A 19,545-nucleotide genomic window follows, 5' to 3' on the forward strand; every position below is an offset into this window, starting at 1 on the left:
GCCCCCTTCCCAGTGGCCGATCTGTATCCGGTCTTCGACCTCGGCGGGCCGATCAGCGATCATCGTCATATCGGTGAGCCGACCACGCCTTTCTAGGCCCTGAACCCGGCGTCGGCGCCGCCGGCGCCGCCGTTTGGCGGGACGGGTTAAATCGATCCGGGGATCGTAGATCGCCTGGTAGATCGACTCGGTACACAGATGACGCTCGGGTTGGTCAGGGAAGCGCACCGGCAACTCGTGGGCAACCTGTTCGGGACTCCACCGCTTGCCCAACAGCTCGGCGACAACACCACATAGCTGCTCGTCGCGCGTTAAGCGGCGCGTCCGCGGCGGCCGGGATTGCCGATCCTCGCTAAGCCGCTGTGCGGTAGCAGGCAAGTAGCGACCCTGGTCATCAGCGTTGCAGCGCAGCTCCCGCGAGACCGTCGAGGCCGCCCTGCCCAGCTCGTCGGCGATGCTGCGCACACTGACACCCGCACGGTGCAGGTCAGCGATCGTCGTCCTCTCGGCCAACGACAGATATCGAGGATGCCGGGGCTTGGGAGCTGTGAGCCTCACCGGTGGATGGTGCACCGCCTCGCCGGCAGGATTGCGGATTGTGCGCCCATAAAGCCAACGTGTCCCCGTCCTGCGGTTGATCCCTACAATCCGACACGCCTCGGTACTTCTCACCCCCTGGGCGATCAGCCGACCGAACCACTGCCGCTCCTCCACCAGCATTCCGCCCCTTGGGCGTCCACGTCGCCCGGCCCTCCGCTCCGCTCCCACCGCAACCTCCGAACAACAACCTCGGTGTTGCGACGTTCACTGGAATCCGCCCTACTATTTTGGGGGCTTTTGCGTCTGCTCGCCAAGGCGAACTTCGAAGCGGTCGAGGTAGCGTTCGATGAAGTCGCGCGCTGCGTCGTGGCCACGGGTGATGCCGAGACTTTGCTCGAGCAACATGATGCGCGCCAGACTGGTCAAGATCATCGACATCACCACTGGCGGGAACTCTTTCATGTCGACACCGTGCACGGCCATCGCCTCGGTCAGCGCAGCAGCTTCCATGTCGCCGTAGCGTTCGGCATACGCGGCGATCTCACTGCGAATCGCCTTGCGGTGATTGGCCAGAGCCATGAACTCGAGCATCAGTTGGGCGCCCTGCGTACTGTTGAGCTGCCACAACGTGTGCAGCGGCGCGTCGCCGGTCAGGGCCTGGCTTTGACGCTGCAAGGTGGCCTCTGCCCCGGCCCGTAAGACGGCCACATAGAGCTCATCCATGCTCGGGAAGTAGTAGTGCACCAGCGCCGGCCGGACGCCGGCCTTGGTGGCAACCCGCCGAGACGTCGCGGCGGCGTAGCCCTCTTCGATGATGATTTCGGCTGTCGCGCGGATCAACGAGCGCCGGGTCGCCGAATCGCGGGCGCCAACCCTTGACCGCCCGCCCGAAGGGCTGCTAGACATGGGCTCAGCATAATAATTGGGCGATCGCCCAAACAAGGAGGACATGATGGCGGGTCGCGTCGAAGGGAAGGTCGCGTTTGTCACCGGCGCGGCGCGCGGTCAGGGCCGCTGCCATGCGGTCCGGCTGGCCGGCGAGGGCGCCGACATCATTGCCGTCGATATCTGCGCGGGGTTCGACAACTCGCCGGCGCCGGGCTCGACGCTCGAGGATCTCGCCGAAACGGCCGAACTGGTCAAAAGCCTCGACCGGCGCATCGTGACCGCCGAGGTCGACGTGCGCGACTTCGACGCCCTCACAAGCATGTTGGACGGTGCCGTGGAACAGCTTGGCCGACTCGACATCGTCGTCGCCAACGCCGGCATCGGCACCATGGCCGACAAATTGCACAAGACGAGCGAACCGGTATGGCAGGAGATGATCGACGTCAACCTGAGCAGCGTGTGGAAGACGGTGAAGGCCGGCGTTCCGCATCTGCTGGCCGGTGGCCGAGGCGGGTCGGTCATCTTGACCAGCTCGGTGGCCGGTCTGAAGGCCTACCCCTACATGGGCCATTACGTGGCCGCCAAACACGGCGTCGTCGGTCTGATGCGCACGTTCGCAGTGGAATTGGGCCCACAGCTGATCCGCGTCAACTGTGTGCATCCCACCCACGTCTGCACACCACTGTTGCTGAACGAGGGCACCTACCGTGGTTTCCGGCCGGATCTGGACAACCCCGGCATCGACGACCTCGCACCAATCTGCCAGACGTATCACGTGCTGCCCATTCCATGGGTGGACCCCGAGGACATCAGCAACGCGGTGCTGTTTTTGGCCTCCGACGAATCCCGTTACATCACCGGCGTCACGCTTCCCGTCGACGCCGGAAGCTGCCTGAAGTAAAGGAAATACGCAGTGGCAATCGCGAACGACACCGAGGTCTACTACGACCCCTACGATGTCGACATCGTCGCCAACCCATACCCGGTCTATGCCCGGCTGGTCGAAGAATCGCCGATCTATCACAACGAGCGCTACAACTTCTGGGCGCTGTCACGCTACACCGATGTCGAGGAGGCGCTGCTGAACTGGGAGGCGTTCTCCAACAGCCGCGGCGACATCCTCGAACTGGTGCAATCGGATTTCGACATGCCGCCCGGCGTCATGATGTTCCAGGATCCGCCCATGCACATGATGCTGCGCGGAGTGATGTCGCGGGTCTTCACACCACGCCGGATGGCTGAGATCGAGGATCAGGTCCGGCGATTCTGCGCGCGCTGCCTGGATCCGCACGTCGGCTCGGACGGTTTCGACATCATCGCCGAACTGGCCTCGATGATGCCGATGCGGGTGATCGGCATGTTGATGGGCATCCCGGAAGCCGATCAGGTCAGTGTCCGGGATGCCAACGATGCCAACCTGCGCACCAAGGCAGGTGCGCCGATGAAGGTGATGGACCCCGACCGGATCGCCGACGGCCGGATCTATGCCGACTACATCGACTGGCGGGCCAAGAATCCCTCCGATGATTTGATGACCGCGCTGCTCAACGTCGATTTCGACGATGAACGCGGCGTACGGCGAAAGCTGACCCGCGACGAGGTGCTGCGCTACACGCAGGTCGTGGCCGGGGCCGGCAACGAGACAACCGGGCGGCTCATCGGCTGGCTAGCCAAGGTGTTCGCCGAACACCCCGATCAACGCCGCGACGTATTCCAGGACCGGTCGCTACTGAACCGCGCCATCAACGAAACCCTGCGGTTCGAGCCGACGGGCCCGCACGTGGCTCGCTGGATGGCAAAGGATTTCGAGTGCTACGGTACGACGGTGCCGGCCGGCAGCGCCATGCTGTTGTTGTTCGGCGCTGCCAACCGCGACCCGCGCCGATTCAGCGATCCCGCTACGTTCAACATTCACCGCAACGACGGTCCACATCTGACCTTCGGCAAGGGTGCGCACTTCTGTCTCGGATCGAACCTGGCTCGGCTGGAAGGCAGGGTAGCGCTCGACGAGTTGCTCAACCGCTGGCCGGACTGGGACATCGACTACCAGACCGCTCAACTGGCGCCGACCTCGACCGTCCGGGGCTGGGAACGGCTGCGCATCATCGTGGGGTGATCTCGCGCTCGCTATCGCGAACAGACACAAAAGCCCCCGAAGCGCCGTTGTTTTGGGGACTTTTGCGTCTGGCGGCCGCAACGGCCGATCAGTCGATGACGGCGGTTTCCTTGCGCTCGGTGATCGGGCGCGCGAGTTCCTGTTCGTCGCAGATTCTCTGCAACTTCTCCAGCGTCTCGTCGAGACCGCCGCCCAACCGTGCGCCGGGGGTGAAGGTGGCCGGCAGGTGCCGCATGCCCTGAATGACGCCGATCGTGTCGTAATGCATGGTGCCTTCGGGGTCGCACCGATAGTCCGGCATCCGGTCGAGGACTGCGGTCAGCATCGACTTGAACACAGTGCGCGCCACGTTGGAGCCGACGCAGCGGTGCACGCCGATTCCGAAGCTGAAGTGCCGGTTGCCTTTTCGATCCATGATGATCGTGTTGGGTTCCGCGAACACCGATGGGTCGCGGTTGGCCATCGCCCAGGAGATCCACAGCCGCTCGCCCTCTTTGAACTGGGTGCCCTCGACTTCGACGTCCTGGGAGAACGTCCGTCCATCACCAGCAGCCGGGGTGAAATAGCGCAGGAACTCCTCGGTCGCGGGATTGAGGAGGGTGGCACGTTCGCGGCTGAGTAGCTCGCGCTGATCGGGATGCTCGGAGAGCCACTCGAGCGAATGGGCGGTAAGAGCCGTCGTGGTGTCGAACCCGCCGCCGATCACCAGGCCGAGATTGCCCAAGATTTCCAAATCCGGAGCCGGTTCGCCGTCGATTCGCGCTTGGATGAGCGCATTCACGATGCCGGGGCGCGGATTCTCTCGGATCTCGATCATGTTGTTCAGCAGATCCAGCCCCATCTCCCGGTGCATCTCCGCGACACGTGCTGCGTCGGGGGAGTGCTCCGGGGTGTAGACCGCAGCGTGGGTCGGCTCGCTGTAGATCGCCCATTTCTTCAGTGGGATGCCCATCATCGCCAGGGTGAGAACCGCCGGCACGATATTGGCCAGGTCGTCGACGAAGTCGATCCGGCCTTCCCCGATCTTTTCGTCGATACTGGCGCGCACAATCTCGTCGACGAATGGCTCCCAGCGCTTGACCGCGGCCGGTGACAAGTACGGGTTGAGGACGTTGCGGTATGTGCGGTGCTCCGGATCGTCCATTTCCAGGATGCCGCCTCGGACAACGCTGGCGCGCCTGGCCGTCGGGATCGAAATCCCTTTGTACCCATTGCGTTCACCGGTGAGGTCGTGGTCGTTCGACACGTGTGGGCAACGGGCCAGCTCGAATACCGCCTGGCTGCCGCCGGCCACCCAGTGACCGTCATAAGTATCAGTCCAGGCGACCGGGCATTTGGCGTGGATCTCTTCGGTGATCTTCTCGAACTGGGTTCGGTATTCGGCAGTGTGCCGGTCGAAGTGATACTTGTTCTTCTTGCGATCGCCGTCGCTGATGATGTCGTCGACGCTCAAGATGGTGTCTCCGTGTCCACTGGTGATGACCCGCTGCGCCCGGCTTCGCCGCGCTGGCGGTCATCACGGATCATGATGGCTTGCTCAGGGCAGGACTGGGCGGCTTCGCGCACCTTTGCTTCGTGTTCGGGCGGAACGTCTTCGGTGACCGCCGAGGAATGACCTTCGATGTCGTCGAGCACAAAGGAATCCGGCGCGATCATGGCGCACAGCGTGTGTCCCTGGCAGCGGTCCGGGTCGACCCAAACCTTCACGTTGTTCCCCTTACTTGCTGAAGTCGTACCACTTCAAGTAGCCACCGGCGTCGACGCGCAGCTGCACACCGGTGACGTACCGCGCCTCGTCGGACGCCAGCCACAGCACTGCGTTGCTGATGTCTTCAGGCTCGATGAAAGGAATCCGCATCGCCTGCTGCACACCGAAAACTGGCTCGGCGTCGGCGCGGGTCGGGTTCTGCAGGTCCGGCCGGAACGACTGATACATCGGGTCGCTCTGCAGCATCGGAGTGTTGGTGTTGGTCGGATGGATGACGTTGGCGCGGATCCCCAGCGGCGCAAGCTCGGTCGCCAGATCATGTACGTAGGTCGACAGTGCACGCTTGGAGTGCACGTACGCCATGCCGCCGGGGTCGCTGCCGGGGTTGTCTTTCTTGGCGGTGTCCATCAGAGCCGCGGTGGAACCGGTGGCGACGATCGATGCGCCCTCATGCAGATGTGGCAGCGCCACCTGAATGGCGTTGATGGTGCCGATCAGGTTGGTGTTGATCACATCGCACCAAGCCTGCAGCGGCGGTTGGCCTTTCATGCCGGCGACACCGGCCTGGGCGACCACGATGTCGAGCTTGCCGAACTCGGCCAGACCGGTTTCCAACGCGGTGCGCAGCTCGGCGGCCTCGCGCACATCCGCCTGGGCGATTACCACGCCCTGGCCGGTCTTCTCGATAAGACGGGCGGTCTCGTCGAGGTCCTCCGGTTGAGCCATCGGGTATCCGATGGTTTGGATGTCGCGGCAGAGGTCGACCGCAATGATGTCGGCGCCTTCCTCGGCCAATCGCACTGCGTGACTGCGGCCTTGACCGCGGGCCGCGCCGGTGACGAATGCGACCTTCCCTGTTACCCGACCCACTACTGCTCCTTCCGGTTACGTGTTGCGACCGCCGTTGACACCCAATATCTGACCGGTGATGTAGCTGGCTTCCTCGGAGATGAGGAAGGCACACGCCGCCGCGATGTCTTCGGGCCGGCCCATCCGGCGCACCGGCGTCGCGGCGATGTTCTTTTCCACGTCGCCGAGGTGGCCCTGCTCTTCGGCCTTGCGCAGCATCGGGGTATCGATGAAGCCCGGCGGCACCGCGTTAACCGTGATCCCGCTGGGCCCGTACTCGAGGGCCAGCGACTTGGTGAGCCCGTTGACGGCGGACTTGGCGGCCACGTAGTGGGACATGTAGGGCGTGCCGGAGTGCGTGCTCGAGGACGAGATGTTGACGATGCGGCCCCAGCCGGCTTCCAGCATGTCGGGCAGCACCGCCTGGATCATGTGGAAGACGCCGTTGAGGTTGACATCGATGACCCGCTGCCAGTCGTCGAACTCGATGTGGGTGAAGCGTTTGAACCCGTCGAGCCCGGCGGCATTGACCAGGACGGTCACCGGGCCCAGTTGCTCGCGGATCGCCGACAATGCGGCGTCGACTTGTGACCGGTCGGTCACGTCGGCGGTGTAGGAAAACTCGGTCTCCGACGGTTTGAGGTCGACGGTGGCGACCTGGTAGCCGCCCGCGCGCAGCCGCTCCGCGACGGCCAAGCCGATACCCGATCCGCCGCCCGTGACGACGGCGGTCGTCACGTCCCGGCTCCGTCAGAGACCGTCTCGAACACTAAGAATCTCCCTTCCGATTATGAGAACCCTACTCTCAGACTGTGGTTGGTCGCAAGACTGGGCAGAAACCGTGCTCGGCCTGCGAAGACGGTGCGAGTTCGAGTCATCGCGACCCCTCACGAGTACGGCAGTCTCGTTTCTTCCGTTTGGTTGAATTCTCGTACCTGGAATGTATGATTCGCCCGGTATGAGAATGCAATTATCCATGTGTCGAGGAGGGCGGAATGGGTGCGCAGGACACGGTGGCGACGATCGAGGGAGATCGGCAGTCCGTGCCCGGCGGTAGCCCCGCGCAGCCATCGGCCGACCGCAGACTGCTGATCGACGGTCGCCTCCTCAGCGCAGCGCGGACCTTCTCATCGGTCAACCCCGCTACCGGCGAAGTGCTCGGCCACGCACCGGATGCCGGCATCGACGACGCGCAGGCCGCGATCGCGGCGGCGCGCCGTGCTTTTGACACCACCGACTGGTCCACCAACGTCGAACTGAGAATCCGGTGTCTCGATCAACTGCATCGGGCTCTAATGGCGCATCGCGACGAACTCGCCGCACTCACGATCGCCGAAGTCGGTGCCACGCCGGCGCTAACGCAGGGCGCTCAGTTGGACCAGCCGATCGAAATCGTCCGCTATTACGCCGATTTGCTCAAGACCTATCCGATGACCGAAGACCTCGGCAACATCGAGAGCCGCGGCATGCAACATCACCGGTGGGTAGAGAAAGAGGCCGCGGGTGTGGTGGGCGCGATCATCGCCTACAACTACCCGAACCAGCTGGCGCTGGCCAAGCTGGCGCCCGCGCTGGCCGCCGGCTGCACCGTGATACTCAAGGGCGCACCCGACACCCCGTTGGTCACGCTGGCGCTCGGTGAGCTGATCGCCAACCACACCGACATTCCGCCCGGCGTCGTCAACGTGCTGAGTTCGTCGGACCCGGCAGTGGGCGCCGCGCTGACCGACAATCCCGAAGTCGACATCATCACCTTCACCGGATCTACCCCGACCGGTCGCCGAATCATGGCCGCGGCCAGCGACACCGTCAAACGCGTCTTCCTGGAGTTGGGCGGCAAATCCGCGGCGATCGTGCTCGACGACGCCGACTTCAACACCGCGGCGATGTTCACCGCGTTCTCGATGGTTACCCACGCCGGACAAGGCTGCGCACTGACCTCACGGCTGTTGGTTCCCAAAACCCACCACGACGAGATCGTCGAACTGGTCAAGGCCAACTTCGCGCATGTGCGCTACGGCGATCCGGCCGATCCCAAGACCTACATGGGTCCGCTGATCAGTGCGAAGCAGCGGGACAAGGTCGACGGGATGGTTCAGCGCGCCGTGGCGGCCGGCGCCACCTTGGTCACCGGCGGTCAAAAGGTCGACCCAGGCTACTTCTATACCCCGACGCTGCTGACCAACGTCGATCCGAACAGTGAGATCGCCCAGGAGGAAATCTTCGGCCCGGTGTTGGTCGTGATCGCCTACGACGATGACGACGACGCCGTGCGCATCGCCAATGACTCCATATATGGGCTCTCCGGTGCGGTCTTCGGCAGCCCGGACCGGGCGCTGGCGGTGGCGCGGCGGATCCGGACCGGCACGCTCTCCATCAACGGCGGCAACTACTTCAGCCCGGACAGCCCGTTCGGCGGCTACAAGCAGTCCGGCATCGGCCGCGAGATGGGCACGGCCGGCCTCGAGGAGTTCCAGGAGCGCAAGACGCTCGCGGAGGTGGTCGGATGAGACCACTGGAGGGGATTCGCGTTCTCGAGGTCGCCATGTACGGGTTCGTCCCGTCGGCGGGTGCGGTGCTGGCCGAATGGGGCGCCGACGTGATCAAGGTCGAGCACGCCGTGACCGGCGACCCCCAGCGTGGCCTGCGCCAGACCGGCATGCTGCGGGTGGAGGGCGATCCCAATCCCAACATCGAGCACGCCAACCGCAGCAAACGCAGCCTCGGACTGGACATGTCGGTTCCCGAAGGCAAGGAAGTGCTCTATGAACTGGCGCGCCGCTCCGATGTCTTTTTGACCAGCTTCCTGCCGGGACACCGCAAGAAGTTCGGCATCGACGTCGACGACATCCGCGCGGTCAATCCCAAAATCGTCTACGCCCGCGGCAGCGCGCTCGGCCCGCGCGGAGTGGAGTCGGAAAAGGGCGGCTACGACATGACCGCCTTCTGGTGCCGGGCCGGGACCGCGGCCACCATCACCCCGGCGGGTATGGCCGGAATGATCGGACCACCGGGACCGGCCTACGGCGACACCATCTCGGGCACCAACCTCGCCGGCGGCATCGCGGCCGCACTGCTCAAACGGGAGCGCACCGGCGAGCCATCGATCGTGGACGTTTCGCTGCTGGGCAGCGGCCTGTGGTCGATGGGGCACACGGTGGCGTTGACCGTCCATCTCGGACAGCGGTTGGAGGCGCTCCCGCCCGGGGTGCACGGCGCCCCCAATAACCCACTGGTGGGCCTGTATGCGACGAAAGACGACCGCTACATTTCCTTCGTCATGATGCAGCCCACCAAATTCTGGGCCGACGTGTGTCAGCACATCGATCGCCCCGAGCTGGCCGACGATCCTCGCTTCGGCACTGTCGACGACATCGCCGCACACACGCCCGAAGCCGTGGAGATCCTGAGCGCCGCGATCGGCACCCGCACTCTTGCTGAATGGAGTGAGCGCTTCGCGACATTGGCCGGCCCCTGGGCGCCGGTGCAGGACACCTTGCAGGCGGCCGACGACGCCCAGATCCGCGCGAATGAATACGTAATTCAGGCAGGCGAACTCGAATTGGTAGCCAACCCGGTACAGTTCGACGTCGCGGCGCCCGCATCGGGGCCGGCGCCCGGATTCGCCGAGCAGACCGACGAGATCTTGACCGAGCTCGGCTTTGACTGGGACCGGATCATCGAGCTCAAGACGGCCGGCGCCGTCACGTAGAGCTGGAGACTCCGATGCCGTCCATCGTTACCACTGCCACCTTGAGCGGGGCTACATCGCCTGTTAGTCATGCCGTCCAAAATTCCGCATTAGGGTTGTGCGTTCGTCCCCGAAAAGGTCACGGTATGGGCCATAATCGCGGAACGCTTGACAAATATGTGGGCCTACACTTCCACCGGCGAGTCCTGGCGGCAATCCCGAGCAAGGAGGAAGCGCTGTGAGAAAGGTCGCCATCGTCGGCGCCGGAACTGGATTGGCGCGCACTGTGTATCGTTCGACAGCGCTGTCGGTCGTGACAGGAGGGGGCGCCGGCGATGTCGAGTAGGGGCGCGGACCGCTGGTCTTCAGGCATTAGTTTGCCAGGGGGCCTCTCCGGGACGATGCAGGCAATCGGAGGGCTGTTTGCGATGTCGGCGGATGCGATCATGTTCGCCTTCCGCAGACCGTTTCAGGCACGAGAGTTCCTGGAACAGTCCTGGTTCATCGCGCGCGTTTCATTGGCTCCGACGTTGTTGGTGGCCATACCTTTTACCGTTCTGGTCAGCTTCATTCTCAACATCCTGCTGCGCGAATTGGGCGCTGCGGATCTCAGTGGTGCGGGTGCCGCATTCGGCGCGGTCACCCAGGTCGGCCCGCTGGTGACGGTGTTGATCGTGGCCGGCGCCGGTGCCACCGCGATGTGCGCGGATTTGGGTTCGCGCACCATTCGCGAGGAGATCGACGCCATGGAGGTGTTGGGCATCGACCCAGTGCAGCGATTGGTCACGCCCAGGATGCTGGCGTCCGGGCTGGTGGCTCTGCTGTTGAACAGCCTGGTCGTAATCATTGGCATTCTGGGTGGCTACACCTTCTCAGTGTTCGTTCAAGACGTTAGCCCGGGCGCATTCGCCGCGGGCATCACACTGCTAACCGGCGTGCCGGAGGTGATCATCTCGTGCGTCAAAGCAGCGCTATTCGGTCTGATCGCCGGGCTGGTGGCGTGTTACCGGGGACTGACGGTCTCCGGCGGTGGAGCCAAGGCGGTGGGCAATGCCGTCAACGAAACTGTCGTGTATGCGTTCATGTCGCTGTTTGTGGTCAACGTTGTGGTAACCGCCATCGGCATACGATTCACGACCAAGTGAGGATGTCGTGACGGCAAAAACGCTGAGAACCATTTACCCTCGAGCGTTCCGAACGCTCGGCCAAGTTCGCAAGCCAATCGACACTTTGGGCAGGATCGGCGACCATACGCTGTTCTATGGTAGGGCGATCGCCGGAGTCCCGCACGCATCCGTCCACTATCAGCGTGAGATCATTCGTCTCATTGCCGAAATTAGCATGGGCGCAGGCACTTTGGCACTGATCGGCGGCACGGTCGTGATCGTTGGTTTCCTGACGCTGGCGGCGGGCGGCACGCTGGCGGTCCAAGGGTATAGCTCGCTGGGCAATATCGGGATAGAGGCGTTGACCGGATTCTTGGCGGCGTTCATCAACGTCCGCATCTCGGCGCCAGTCGTGGCCGGAATCGGCTTGGCGGCCACCTTCGGTGCCGGTGTGACCGCGCAACTGGGCGCCATGCGGATCAGCGAAGAAATCGATGCGCTGGAGTCGATGGCGATCCGGCCCGTTGAGTACTTGGTCAGCACGCGCATCATTGCCGGGATGGCCGCGATCACGCCCTTGTACAGCATCGCCGTCATCCTGTCGTTCGTGGCGAGCCGAGGAACCGTGGTATACCTGTTCGGGCAATCTGCAGGATTGTACGATCATTACTTTTCGACATTTCTGAACCCGATCGACTTGTTGTGGTCCTTCCTGCAGGCTGTGCTCATGGCGCTGGCCGTGTTGTTCATCCATACCTACTACGGCTATTTCGCCACGGGCGGTCCGGAGGGTGTCGGCGTCTCGACCGGCAACGCGGTGCGTACCTCGCTCATTGTCGTGGTATCGGTGACGCTGTTAGTCTCGCTGTCCATCTACGGCACCAACGGAAACTTCAACCTGTCAGGGTAGGAAGATAGAGAACAATGTCGCACGCTGGGATACGCGCACTGACGGGTCTGGTAAGTGTCGCCGTCGTTGCCGGGATCGTCGCCGTGGCTGTGGGTTTGTTCCGGGGTAGCTTTACTGGAACCGTCCCGGTCACAGTGCTCTCGCCGCGCGCCGGCCTGGTGATGAATCCCGACGCCAAGGTGAAGATGCGCGGCGTACAGGTCGGTAAGGTCGCCTCGATCGAGTCGCGGCCGAATGGCCAAGCGGTTCTCAACCTCGCGATGGATCCGTCCCAACTACACCTCATTCCTGCCAATGTGCTCGTCGACATCGCATCGACGACGGTGTTTGGCGCCAAGTTCGTCGAATTGGTTCCGCCCGCCGAGCCCTCGGCGCAACGATTGCACGCCGGCCAGACGCTCGACGGCAAGCACGTCACCGTGGAAATCAATACGGTATTCCAGGAATTGACGTCGGTGCTGTCCAAAATTGAACCAACCAAACTTAACGAGACCCTCGGAGCGATCGCGTTGGCGGTCAACGGCCGGGGTCACAGCATCGGGCAGATGCTGTCGGACCTGGATGCCTTTCTGGCCAAGCAGGATCCGAGTCTTCCGGCCTTGGGCCACGATCTCGCGGTTTTGCCCGAGGTAGCGAACGCATACGCCGACGCGGCGCCCGACCTGGTCAAGACGGCAGAAAATGCGACCCGGATCAGTCAGACGATCGTCGACGAGCGGCAGAACCTGGATGCACTTCTGATCAGCACAATCGGTTTGGCTGATGTCGGCAACGAGGTGCTGGGTGGCAACCGGCAGGCGTTGACCGATGTCCTGCATTTAGCCGTACCGACCACCGACCTGCTCAACGCCTATCACCAAGCGCTGTGGTGCGCGCTTGGCGGAATGGCTGTAAATCTGCATGGCCCGGCGGCACCGGATCCCGGTGCGACCGTATTGGTCGGTCTCGAGTTCGGCGCCGAACGTTATAGGTATCCAAGTCACCTGCCGAAGGTGGCGGCGACAGGCGGCCCACAGTGCCACGACCTCCCCAACGTGCCGGTCGATGTGGCACCACCGTTCGTGGTTGCCGACATCGGCGCCAACCCATGGCAGTACGGTAACCAGCAGCTTCTGCTGAACTCCGATGCGCTCAAGCAGCTGCTGTATGGGCCGCTGGATGGGCCGCCGCGCAACTCTATGCAGATAGGGCCGCCGTCGCCGGGCGGGCAACCCGGATGACCGGCTCGCGTGCGACGATTGTCAAGTTCGCGGCCTTCGCGGTCGTGATGGTGCTGTTGACGGTGGCGTTGTTCTTCGTCTTCGGCCAGTACCGGACCGGCAAGACATCCGGGTATTCTGCGGTCTTCGACGATGTGTCGCGCCTGAAGGCGGGACAGACCGTGCGGGTGGCGGGTATTCGCGTGGGCACGGTGAAGGGCGTCGCGTTGCGCCCAGACAAGAAAGTGGAGGTGACGTTCGACGCCGACCGCAGCGTTGTGCTGACCGCCGGGACCCGGGCTGTCGTTCGCTATCTCAACTTGGTCGGTGATCGTTATCTCGAGCTCGTCGAAAGCCCCGGTTCGACCAGGGTACTGCCGGCAGGGGCACAAATTCCAGTCGACCGGACCGCGCCGGCTCTGGACCTCGACCTGCTGCTCGGTGGCTTAAAACCCGTTATTGCGGGCTTGAAGCCGCAAGACGTCAATGCGCTCACGGCCTCACTAATCCAGATCTTTCAGGGCGAGGGAGGCACCCTGCAGTCGCTGCTGTCGAAGACGTCGTCTTTCTCGACCGCCTTGGCCAACAACAACCAAACTGTGCAGCAACTGATCGACAACTTCAATACGGTGGTCGATACGTTGGCCAAAGACGGCGGCAAGTTCTCCGGCGCACTGGATCGCCTCCAGCGGCTGGTCTCCGGTTTTTCGCAAGACCGCAACACGCTCGGCGCGGCGATCGATTCCCTAGACAAGGGAACCGCCTCGCTGGCCGATCTGCTGGCCGATGCGCGGCGGCCGCTGGCCGGCACGGTGGACCAGCTGAACCGGTTGGCTCCGCTGCTCGATCAGGACAAGGATCGGCTCGACGTTGCGCTGCAAAGGGCACCCGCAAATTACCGCAAGCTGATGCGGCTCGGCGCATCAGGCAGCTGGATCCCCTATTACATCTGTGAACTGAGTATGCGTGTCTCGGATCTGCAGTATCGGACCGTTGTAGTTCCCATATTCAAACAAGAAGCCGGAAGGTGCGCGGAGCCCACGGAAGAGGAGGTGCGCGCCAACCGATGAACAAGTACCGCGGAGCCGGCCTCATCCGCGCCGGATTCATCGGCGTTGTCCTGGTCGTGCTGGTCATCGCCGTGGGACTGTCCCCCGACCAGTTGGTCCAGCGGGCCACGGCGGTCAGGTACCAGGCGCTGTTTTCCGAAGCGGGCGGCCTGGCCGTCGGTAACGACGTGACGATATCGGGTATGAAGGTCGGCAGCGTATCGAACGTGTCGCTACATAACGGCGATGCGTTGGTGACCTTCACGCTCAAGGGAAATATTCCACTGGGCGCGCAGAGCACCGCCCACATCAGGACCGGTTCACTGCTGGGCCAGCGGATGCTCATTGTGGAGTCGGCGGGCAGCGGCAGGCTGCACCCGATGGATGTCATCCCGGTTTCGCGTACGTCCTCGCCTTACTCTCTCAGCGAAGCCCTCGGCGACCTCACCACCAACATCGCCGGAACGGATACCGCAACGCTCAATCAATCGCTAGACACGTTGTCGGCCACGCTGGACCAGATCGCCCCGCAATTGGGACCGGCATTCGACGGGTTGACCCGGTTATCGCAGGCCCTGAACAGCCGCAACAAGGCACTGGGAGAGCTCCTCAAGGGAGCCGGCGATATCACCGGCATCCTGTCGGAACGCAGCGAACAGGTCAACACGCTCATCCTTAACTCCAACGACCTGCTCGAAGTGCTGGTGGCACGGCGCCAAGAGATCGCGCAACTGCTGGCCAATACCTCCGCGGTCGCCGAGCAACTGTCCGGAGTTGTACACGACAACGAACAGAAGCTGGCACCGACGCTGCAAAAGCTGAATGCAGTGACCGCAGTGCTGGAGAAGAACCACGACAATCTCACCAAGGCGTTACCAGGGTTAGCGAAGTATCAGCTCACCCAGGCCGAAACGGTGTCCGAGGGGTTCTACTACACAGCTTTCGTCCCCAACTTATTGCAATTCGAGCTCTTCCAGCCGTTCTTCGACTATTTCTGGGGATTCAAGGCCTACGGCACACCTGGGTATCCACCGGACACTGCCGGGCCGCGGGCGCTGTTCCCCTGGCCGTACAACGGCATCCCGGGAGGGTCGCGATGATCTCGCGCAACAGGCTTAAGGTCGCACTGACTGTCGTATTGGCGGCGCTCATCGTTGTCGGCGCGGGAGTGGCGATACGCAATACGTTTTTCCGTCCGAAGACGATCACGGCATACTTCACCACAACCACCGCGATCTACCCGGGCGATGAGGTGCGGGTCTCCGGCATCAAGGTCGGCAGCATCACCGCCATCCATCCGGACGGCACCCGGGCCGAGATGATTATGCACGTCGACCACGGGGTGCCCATTCCCGCGGATGCCGAAGCCGTGATCGTCGCTCAGAACCTGGTTGCTGCCCGCTATGTCCAACTCACTCCCGCGTACCAGTCGAGCGGTCCCATCATGCGTGACGGCGCCGTGATACCGGTCGAACGGACGGCGGTACCGGTCGAGTGGGACGAGGTGAAAGACCAATTAATGCGACTGGCAACCGATTTGGGGCCTAACACCCAGGTATCGAGCAGCTCGGTCGGGCGCTTCATCGACAGTGCCGCGAACGCGCTGGGCGGTAACGGTGACAAGCTGCGGCAGACGCTGGCTCAACTGTCCGGGGTTGGGCGGATCCTGGCCGATCACAGCGGAAACATTGTCGACATCATCAAGAATCTGCAGACCTTCGTCACCGCGCTTCGCGACAGCAACGAGCAAATCGTGCAGTTCAACAACCGGTTGGCCACGCTGAGCAGCGTGCTCGACGACAGCAGATCCGATTTGGATGCGGCACTGACGAATCTGTCGTCGGCGCTTCCCGAGGTGCAGCGGTTCATCGCGGGAACCCGTGACCAGACCTCCGAACAGATTGCGCGGCTGGCCGACCTCACCCAGATCCTTGTCGATAACAAAATGGCGCTTAAAAACGTCTTGCACGTCACCCCGAACGCGATCGCGAACGGCTACAACGACTACGAACCCGACACGGGAAGTATCCGCGGCGGGTTCACCCTTTCGAATTTAGCTAATCCCATAAACCTCTACTGCTCGTCAATCGAAGCCATCGGGAATGTCACCGCTGCCGAATCGGGGAAGCTGTGTGCTCAGTTTCTCGGCCCGGGCCTGCGGGTGGTCAACCCGTTACTGCTGTTCAACTTCAATTATCTGCCGATTCCGCTCAACCCAATCCTGGCAGCGTCGGCTGATCCACAGAACGTCGTCTACACCGAGGCGCGTCTGGCTCCCGGCGGTGAGGGCCCGAAGCCCGGGCCGCCCGAGCTGCCACCGGCGGTATCCGCGTATACCGGGCTGCCCGGTGATATGCCCGAGGCACCTCCGCCGCCACCGCCGCCGGCGCGGATCCCGGGAGCGGCAATGCCGCAGCCACCAGCGCCGACGAGGCCTGGTGAATCGCCGCCCCCGCCGCCTCCGGCGCCGCCGAACCTGCCGGGCCTGCTCCCAGCAGAAGGGCCACAACCATGACCGCCCGGCTGCTGACACGGCAAGTGCTCGTTATCTGCTCCTGCGTCATGCTGGCAGTGACAGGATGCACGTTCAACGGCCTGAACTCGCTGCCGCTGCCGGGTGCCGTCGGACGGGGGCCGGGCGCCGACATCTACCACATCGAAATCGCGAACGTTGGAACCTTGGAGTCGAACTCGCCGGTGATGATCGACGACGTCATCGTCGGCAGCATCACCAAGATGGCGGTGCGAGCGTGGCACGCCGACGTCGAGGTTTCGGTCAAACGCGATGTGGTTGTTCCCGCCAACGCGGTGGCCAACGTCGGTCAGACCAGCCTGCTGGGATCCCAGCACCTGGAACTCACTCCGCCGCCCGGCCAGCAGGGTCGCGGACGGCTACAACCGGGCGCGACCATCCCGCTGAACCGCTCGTCGACGTATCCGTCGACCGAACAGACGCTTTCGTCGCTGTCGGTTGTCATCAACTCCGGCGGCCTAGGGCAGATCAGTGACATCATCCACAACTTCAACGCAGCCTTGTCGGGGCGCGCAAGCGCTGTTCGTGATCTGCTGGTTCGGCTCGACAAGTTCGCGGGCACATTCGACCGGCAGCGCGACAACCTCGTCGCGTCAATACAAGCGTTGAACCGGCTGGCCGGCACCTTGGCCGGACAACGCGACGTCATCACACAGGCACTGCGCACGATACCCCCCGCGCTCGATGTGCTGATCAGCGAGCGGCCGCGCATCATTACCGCACTGGACAAGCTGCGCGTGTTCAGTGACACTGCCACCCGGCTGGTCAACGACGCCGGGAGCGATCTTGTGAAGAACCTGCAGAATCTCGAACCGGCGATTCGCGCGCTCGCGGATGTCGGTCCGGATCTGGACGCGGCTATCGGGTACGCGACGATTTTCCCGTACTCACAGAACTTCGTCGACCGCGCCATCAGGGGTGACTACATCAACTTATTGGCCGTTATCGATTTCACGAACGCCAAGCTGCGGAAGAGCTTGTTGCTGGGCACCCACTGGGGACGGTTGGGCGCGGAGGAGGTACCCGCGCCGGGAGACCCGTTTTATCTGCAGTACCAATACACGCCCGATCCGCTGCATCCGGGCGTGCCCGGACCGGTGCCGCCGCCGGTCGGTTCTCCGCTAAAACCCACGGCGGGGCCCCAGCCGTCATACGGTGTACCGTTCCCGCTACCGCCGCCGGGCGCACCGTTGCCTCCACCGATACCGCAACGACCGGTGCCGCCGCTGCCGCCGGGGCCCGGCGGGCCACCCGGCATACCCGGGCCGCAACCCGGTCCAACGACGGACGGGAGTGGCTGATGCTGACCCGTTTCGTCCGTATCCAATTGGCGGTTTTCACGATCGTCGGAACCATCGGTGTGATCGTGATGGTCTTGACCTACCTGCAAGCACCGACCCTGCTTGGTATCGGGCGGATGACAGTTACGCTTGAGCTGCCCGCCTCCGGCGGGTTGTACCGGTTCAGCAACGTGACCTACCGCGGGGTGCAGGTCGGCAAAGTCACCGCGGTGGCATTGACGTCGAACGGCGCGAAAGCGACCCTGTCCCTAAGCTCCGCGCCGAAGATCCCGGCGGATCTGCAAGCGGAAGTGCGCAGCGTTTCCGCGGTGGGCGAGCAGTACGTGGATTTGCGGCCGCGAACCGCCTCGCCACCCTACCTGCAGAACGGCTCAGTCATCGCCGTGGACGACACCACGATTCCGCAACCGGTCGGACCCCTGCTCGACAAGTCCAGCGCCTTGATCAACAGCATCCCCAAGGGCAAGCTCGGTGCACTGCTCGACGAGTCGTCCACGGCATTCAACGGGGCCGGCTACGATTTCCAATCCTTGATGGACTCGTCGGCACGAATCACCGGCGACCTCAACGGCGTAGCCGATCGCACTCGAACCCTTACCGAGGACACCGGGCCGCTTCTCGACTCGCAAGCGCAGACCACTGACGCCATTCGGCTGTGGGCACGCAGCCTGGCCGGATTCACGGGGCAGGTGGTGACCAACGACCGACAGGTGCGCAGCCTGCTGGAAACCGGGCCCGGGGCCGCGAACGAGGCGTCCCGGCTGCTCGAGCAAGTCAAACCGACGTTGCCGGTGCTGCTTGCCAACCTCACCACCCTCGGCCAGATCCTCGTGACATACCATGCTTCGCTTGAGCAAATACTGGTTCTGCTACCACCCTTCGTCGCGGCGATTCAATCGTTCACCGCCAACAAGGCCCCGGAGGGGTACGCCAAGGGCGATTTCGCTGTTATCACCGATGATCCGCCGGCATGCACGGTCGGGTTCCTGCCGCCCAGCCAATGGCGTTCCCCGGCCGACCTCACCGTGGTCGACACCCCGGACGGGCTGTACTGCAAACTGCCGCAGGATTCACCGGTCGCCGTTCGCGGTGCCCGCAACTATCCCTGCATAGAACACCCCGGAAAGCGGGCGCCGACGGTCGAAATCTGCGACAGCGATAAGCCGTATGAGCCACTGGCCATGCGGCAGCACGCTTTCGGCACCTACCCGTTGGATCCGAGTCTCCTCGCACAAGGCATCCCGCCCGATGACCGGGTCAACTTCTTCCGCGACCGGATTTTCGGACCGGTGGAGGGAACGCCGCTGCCCCCGGGATCGCCTGGGCCGCGGGGAACACCACCAACGCCGCCGGGAGTACTACCGCCGCCTGTCAACATGTCGCCTCAGTCCGCTGATTTCCCGCCGATAGCGCCCAAAGACGTCCCAGATGCGGCGCCGCCGACGGGAACCGGAAGCGAGGGGCCGCATGCGGCTCCAAGTTCGTTCAGCGGCAACGTGTCTGAATCCCATCCATCGGTGGCCGTGGCCCAATACGATCCGCGTACCGGTCGATACGTCGGCCCGGACGGGCAGACATATCGGCAGTCAGACCTCGTCAAGTCCTCGGCGCCGAAAAAGTGGGAGGACATGCTTCCCACGTGAGGCCGGTAGGTC

The 19,545-nt window shown here is 63.5% G+C and carries 17 protein-coding genes and 1 pseudogene; 12 read left to right on the top strand and 6 right to left on the bottom strand.

Annotation, left to right across the window (positions count from 1 at the left end):
- Nucleotides 1-720: IS30 family transposase (locus tag AC5Y49_RS23200; protein WP_499891722.1), on the bottom strand; the 720-nt coding region annotated here is incomplete at its 3' end.
- 102 nt (nucleotides 721-822) lie between these two features.
- Nucleotides 823-1,446, bottom strand: coding sequence for a TetR/AcrR family transcriptional regulator (locus AC5Y49_RS23205; RefSeq protein ID WP_499891726.1), 624 nt, complete (start codon nucleotides 1,444-1,446; stop codon nucleotides 823-825).
- 46 nt (nucleotides 1,447-1,492) lie between these two features.
- Here AC5Y49_RS23205 and AC5Y49_RS23210 point away from each other — a divergent pair, with 46 nt between their 5' ends.
- Together AC5Y49_RS23210 and AC5Y49_RS23215 are read left to right on the top strand one after the other, a co-directional pair.
- Complete coding sequence (locus AC5Y49_RS23210) at nucleotides 1,493-2,329, top strand: mycofactocin-coupled SDR family oxidoreductase (RefSeq protein ID WP_499891728.1); 837 nt, start codon at nucleotides 1,493-1,495, stop codon at nucleotides 2,327-2,329.
- A 12-nt stretch (nucleotides 2,330-2,341) separates the two neighbouring features.
- Entirely contained in the window at nucleotides 2,342-3,544 is a 1,203-nt protein-coding gene (locus tag AC5Y49_RS23215) for a cytochrome P450 (RefSeq protein WP_499891730.1), read from the top strand.
- An 88-nt stretch (nucleotides 3,545-3,632) separates the two neighbouring features.
- On the opposite strand, the gene AC5Y49_RS23220 is transcribed toward AC5Y49_RS23215, so the two are convergent.
- The 4 genes and pseudogenes from AC5Y49_RS23220 to AC5Y49_RS23235 form a co-directional block, all read right to left on the bottom strand.
- Nucleotides 3,633-4,997 (bottom strand): cytochrome P450, encoded by a 1,365-nt coding sequence (locus AC5Y49_RS23220; RefSeq protein WP_499891732.1) that lies wholly within the window; start codon nucleotides 4,995-4,997, stop codon nucleotides 3,633-3,635.
- 59 nt (nucleotides 4,998-5,056) lie between these two features.
- A pseudogene (locus tag AC5Y49_RS23225) lies at nucleotides 5,057-5,251 on the bottom strand (ferredoxin); the annotation flags it as partial.
- Nucleotides 5,252-5,261: 10 nt separating this feature from the next.
- On the bottom strand, nucleotides 5,262-6,122 hold the full coding sequence (locus AC5Y49_RS23230; RefSeq protein WP_499891734.1) for a mycofactocin-coupled SDR family oxidoreductase: 861 nt from the start codon (nucleotides 6,120-6,122) through the stop codon (nucleotides 5,262-5,264).
- A gap of 15 nt (nucleotides 6,123-6,137) precedes the next feature.
- Nucleotides 6,138-6,839, bottom strand: a complete 702-nt coding sequence (locus tag AC5Y49_RS23235) for an SDR family NAD(P)-dependent oxidoreductase (RefSeq protein ID WP_499891736.1) — start codon at nucleotides 6,837-6,839, stop codon at nucleotides 6,138-6,140.
- Between the two features lie 257 nt (nucleotides 6,840-7,096).
- On the opposite strand from AC5Y49_RS23235, the gene AC5Y49_RS23240 reads away from it, so the two are divergent.
- The 10 genes from AC5Y49_RS23240 (at nucleotide 7,097) to AC5Y49_RS23285 (ending at nucleotide 19,533) form a co-directional block, all read left to right on the top strand.
- Nucleotides 7,097-8,611 (top strand): aldehyde dehydrogenase family protein, encoded by a 1,515-nt coding sequence (locus tag AC5Y49_RS23240; RefSeq protein ID WP_499891739.1) that lies wholly within the window; start codon nucleotides 7,097-7,099, stop codon nucleotides 8,609-8,611.
- Nucleotides 8,608-9,813: a CaiB/BaiF CoA transferase family protein gene (locus AC5Y49_RS23245; RefSeq protein ID WP_499891740.1), complete on the top strand. Its 1,206-nt coding sequence runs from the start codon at nucleotides 8,608-8,610 to the stop codon at nucleotides 9,811-9,813. The genes AC5Y49_RS23240 and AC5Y49_RS23245 overlap by 4 nt, the downstream gene beginning before the upstream one ends.
- A 314-nt stretch (nucleotides 9,814-10,127) precedes the next feature.
- A complete protein-coding gene (locus tag AC5Y49_RS23250) occupies nucleotides 10,128-10,937 on the top strand; it encodes an MlaE family ABC transporter permease (RefSeq protein ID WP_499891741.1) in 810 nt (269 codons plus the stop codon).
- A 7-nt stretch (nucleotides 10,938-10,944) separates the two neighbouring features.
- Nucleotides 10,945-11,808: an MlaE family ABC transporter permease gene (locus AC5Y49_RS23255; protein ID WP_499891743.1), complete on the top strand. Its 864-nt coding sequence runs from the start codon at nucleotides 10,945-10,947 to the stop codon at nucleotides 11,806-11,808.
- Nucleotides 11,809-11,822: 14 nt separating this feature from the next.
- The gene (locus tag AC5Y49_RS23260; RefSeq protein WP_499891746.1) at nucleotides 11,823-13,028 is read left to right on the top strand and encodes an MCE family protein; all 1,206 of its coding nucleotides are present in this window, start codon (nucleotides 11,823-11,825) and stop codon (nucleotides 13,026-13,028) included.
- The gene (locus AC5Y49_RS23265; protein WP_499891748.1) at nucleotides 13,025-14,077 is read left to right on the top strand and encodes an MCE family protein; all 1,053 of its coding nucleotides are present in this window, start codon (nucleotides 13,025-13,027) and stop codon (nucleotides 14,075-14,077) included. Before AC5Y49_RS23260 ends, AC5Y49_RS23265 begins: the two co-directional genes overlap by 4 nt.
- Entirely contained in the window at nucleotides 14,074-15,156 is a 1,083-nt protein-coding gene (locus AC5Y49_RS23270) for an MCE family protein (RefSeq protein ID WP_499891750.1), read from the top strand. Before AC5Y49_RS23265 ends, AC5Y49_RS23270 begins: the two co-directional genes overlap by 4 nt.
- Nucleotides 15,153-16,571, top strand: coding sequence for an MCE family protein (locus tag AC5Y49_RS23275; RefSeq protein ID WP_499891752.1), 1,419 nt, complete (start codon nucleotides 15,153-15,155; stop codon nucleotides 16,569-16,571). The genes AC5Y49_RS23270 and AC5Y49_RS23275 overlap by 4 nt, the downstream gene beginning before the upstream one ends.
- The gene (locus AC5Y49_RS23280; RefSeq protein ID WP_499891753.1) at nucleotides 16,568-17,890 is read left to right on the top strand and encodes an MCE family protein; all 1,323 of its coding nucleotides are present in this window, start codon (nucleotides 16,568-16,570) and stop codon (nucleotides 17,888-17,890) included. The genes AC5Y49_RS23275 and AC5Y49_RS23280 overlap by 4 nt, the downstream gene beginning before the upstream one ends.
- Nucleotides 17,890-19,533: an MCE family protein gene (locus AC5Y49_RS23285; protein WP_499891754.1), complete on the top strand. Its 1,644-nt coding sequence runs from the start codon at nucleotides 17,890-17,892 to the stop codon at nucleotides 19,531-19,533. The genes AC5Y49_RS23280 and AC5Y49_RS23285 overlap by 1 nt, the downstream gene beginning before the upstream one ends.
- Nucleotides 19,534-19,545: the final 12 nt, after the last annotated feature.

It is taken from the genome of Mycobacterium sp. NGS62 (assembly GCF_059812285.1).

Bases quoted from the DNA above. Each gene is read 5' to 3' on its own strand.
- AC5Y49_RS23205 (WP_499891726.1), bottom strand. From the start codon at position 1,446: ATGTCTAGCAGCCCTTCGGGCGGGCGGTCAAGGGTTGGCGCCCGCGAT.
- AC5Y49_RS23210 (WP_499891728.1), top strand. From the start codon at position 1,493: ATGGCGGGTCGCGTCGAAGGGAAGGTCGCGTTTGTCACCGGCGCGGCG.
- AC5Y49_RS23240 (WP_499891739.1), top strand. From the start codon at position 7,097: ATGGGTGCGCAGGACACGGTGGCGACGATCGAGGGAGATCGGCAGTCC.
- AC5Y49_RS23245 (WP_499891740.1), top strand. From the start codon at position 8,608: ATGAGACCACTGGAGGGGATTCGCGTTCTCGAGGTCGCCATGTACGGG.
- AC5Y49_RS23250 (WP_499891741.1), top strand. From the start codon at position 10,128: ATGTCGAGTAGGGGCGCGGACCGCTGGTCTTCAGGCATTAGTTTGCCA.
- AC5Y49_RS23260 (WP_499891746.1), top strand. From the start codon at position 11,823: ATGTCGCACGCTGGGATACGCGCACTGACGGGTCTGGTAAGTGTCGCC.
- AC5Y49_RS23265 (WP_499891748.1), top strand. From the start codon at position 13,025: ATGACCGGCTCGCGTGCGACGATTGTCAAGTTCGCGGCCTTCGCGGTC.
- AC5Y49_RS23270 (WP_499891750.1), top strand. From the start codon at position 14,074: ATGAACAAGTACCGCGGAGCCGGCCTCATCCGCGCCGGATTCATCGGC.
- AC5Y49_RS23275 (WP_499891752.1), top strand. From the start codon at position 15,153: ATGATCTCGCGCAACAGGCTTAAGGTCGCACTGACTGTCGTATTGGCG.
- AC5Y49_RS23280 (WP_499891753.1), top strand. From the start codon at position 16,568: ATGACCGCCCGGCTGCTGACACGGCAAGTGCTCGTTATCTGCTCCTGC.
- AC5Y49_RS23285 (WP_499891754.1), top strand. From the start codon at position 17,890: ATGCTGACCCGTTTCGTCCGTATCCAATTGGCGGTTTTCACGATCGTC.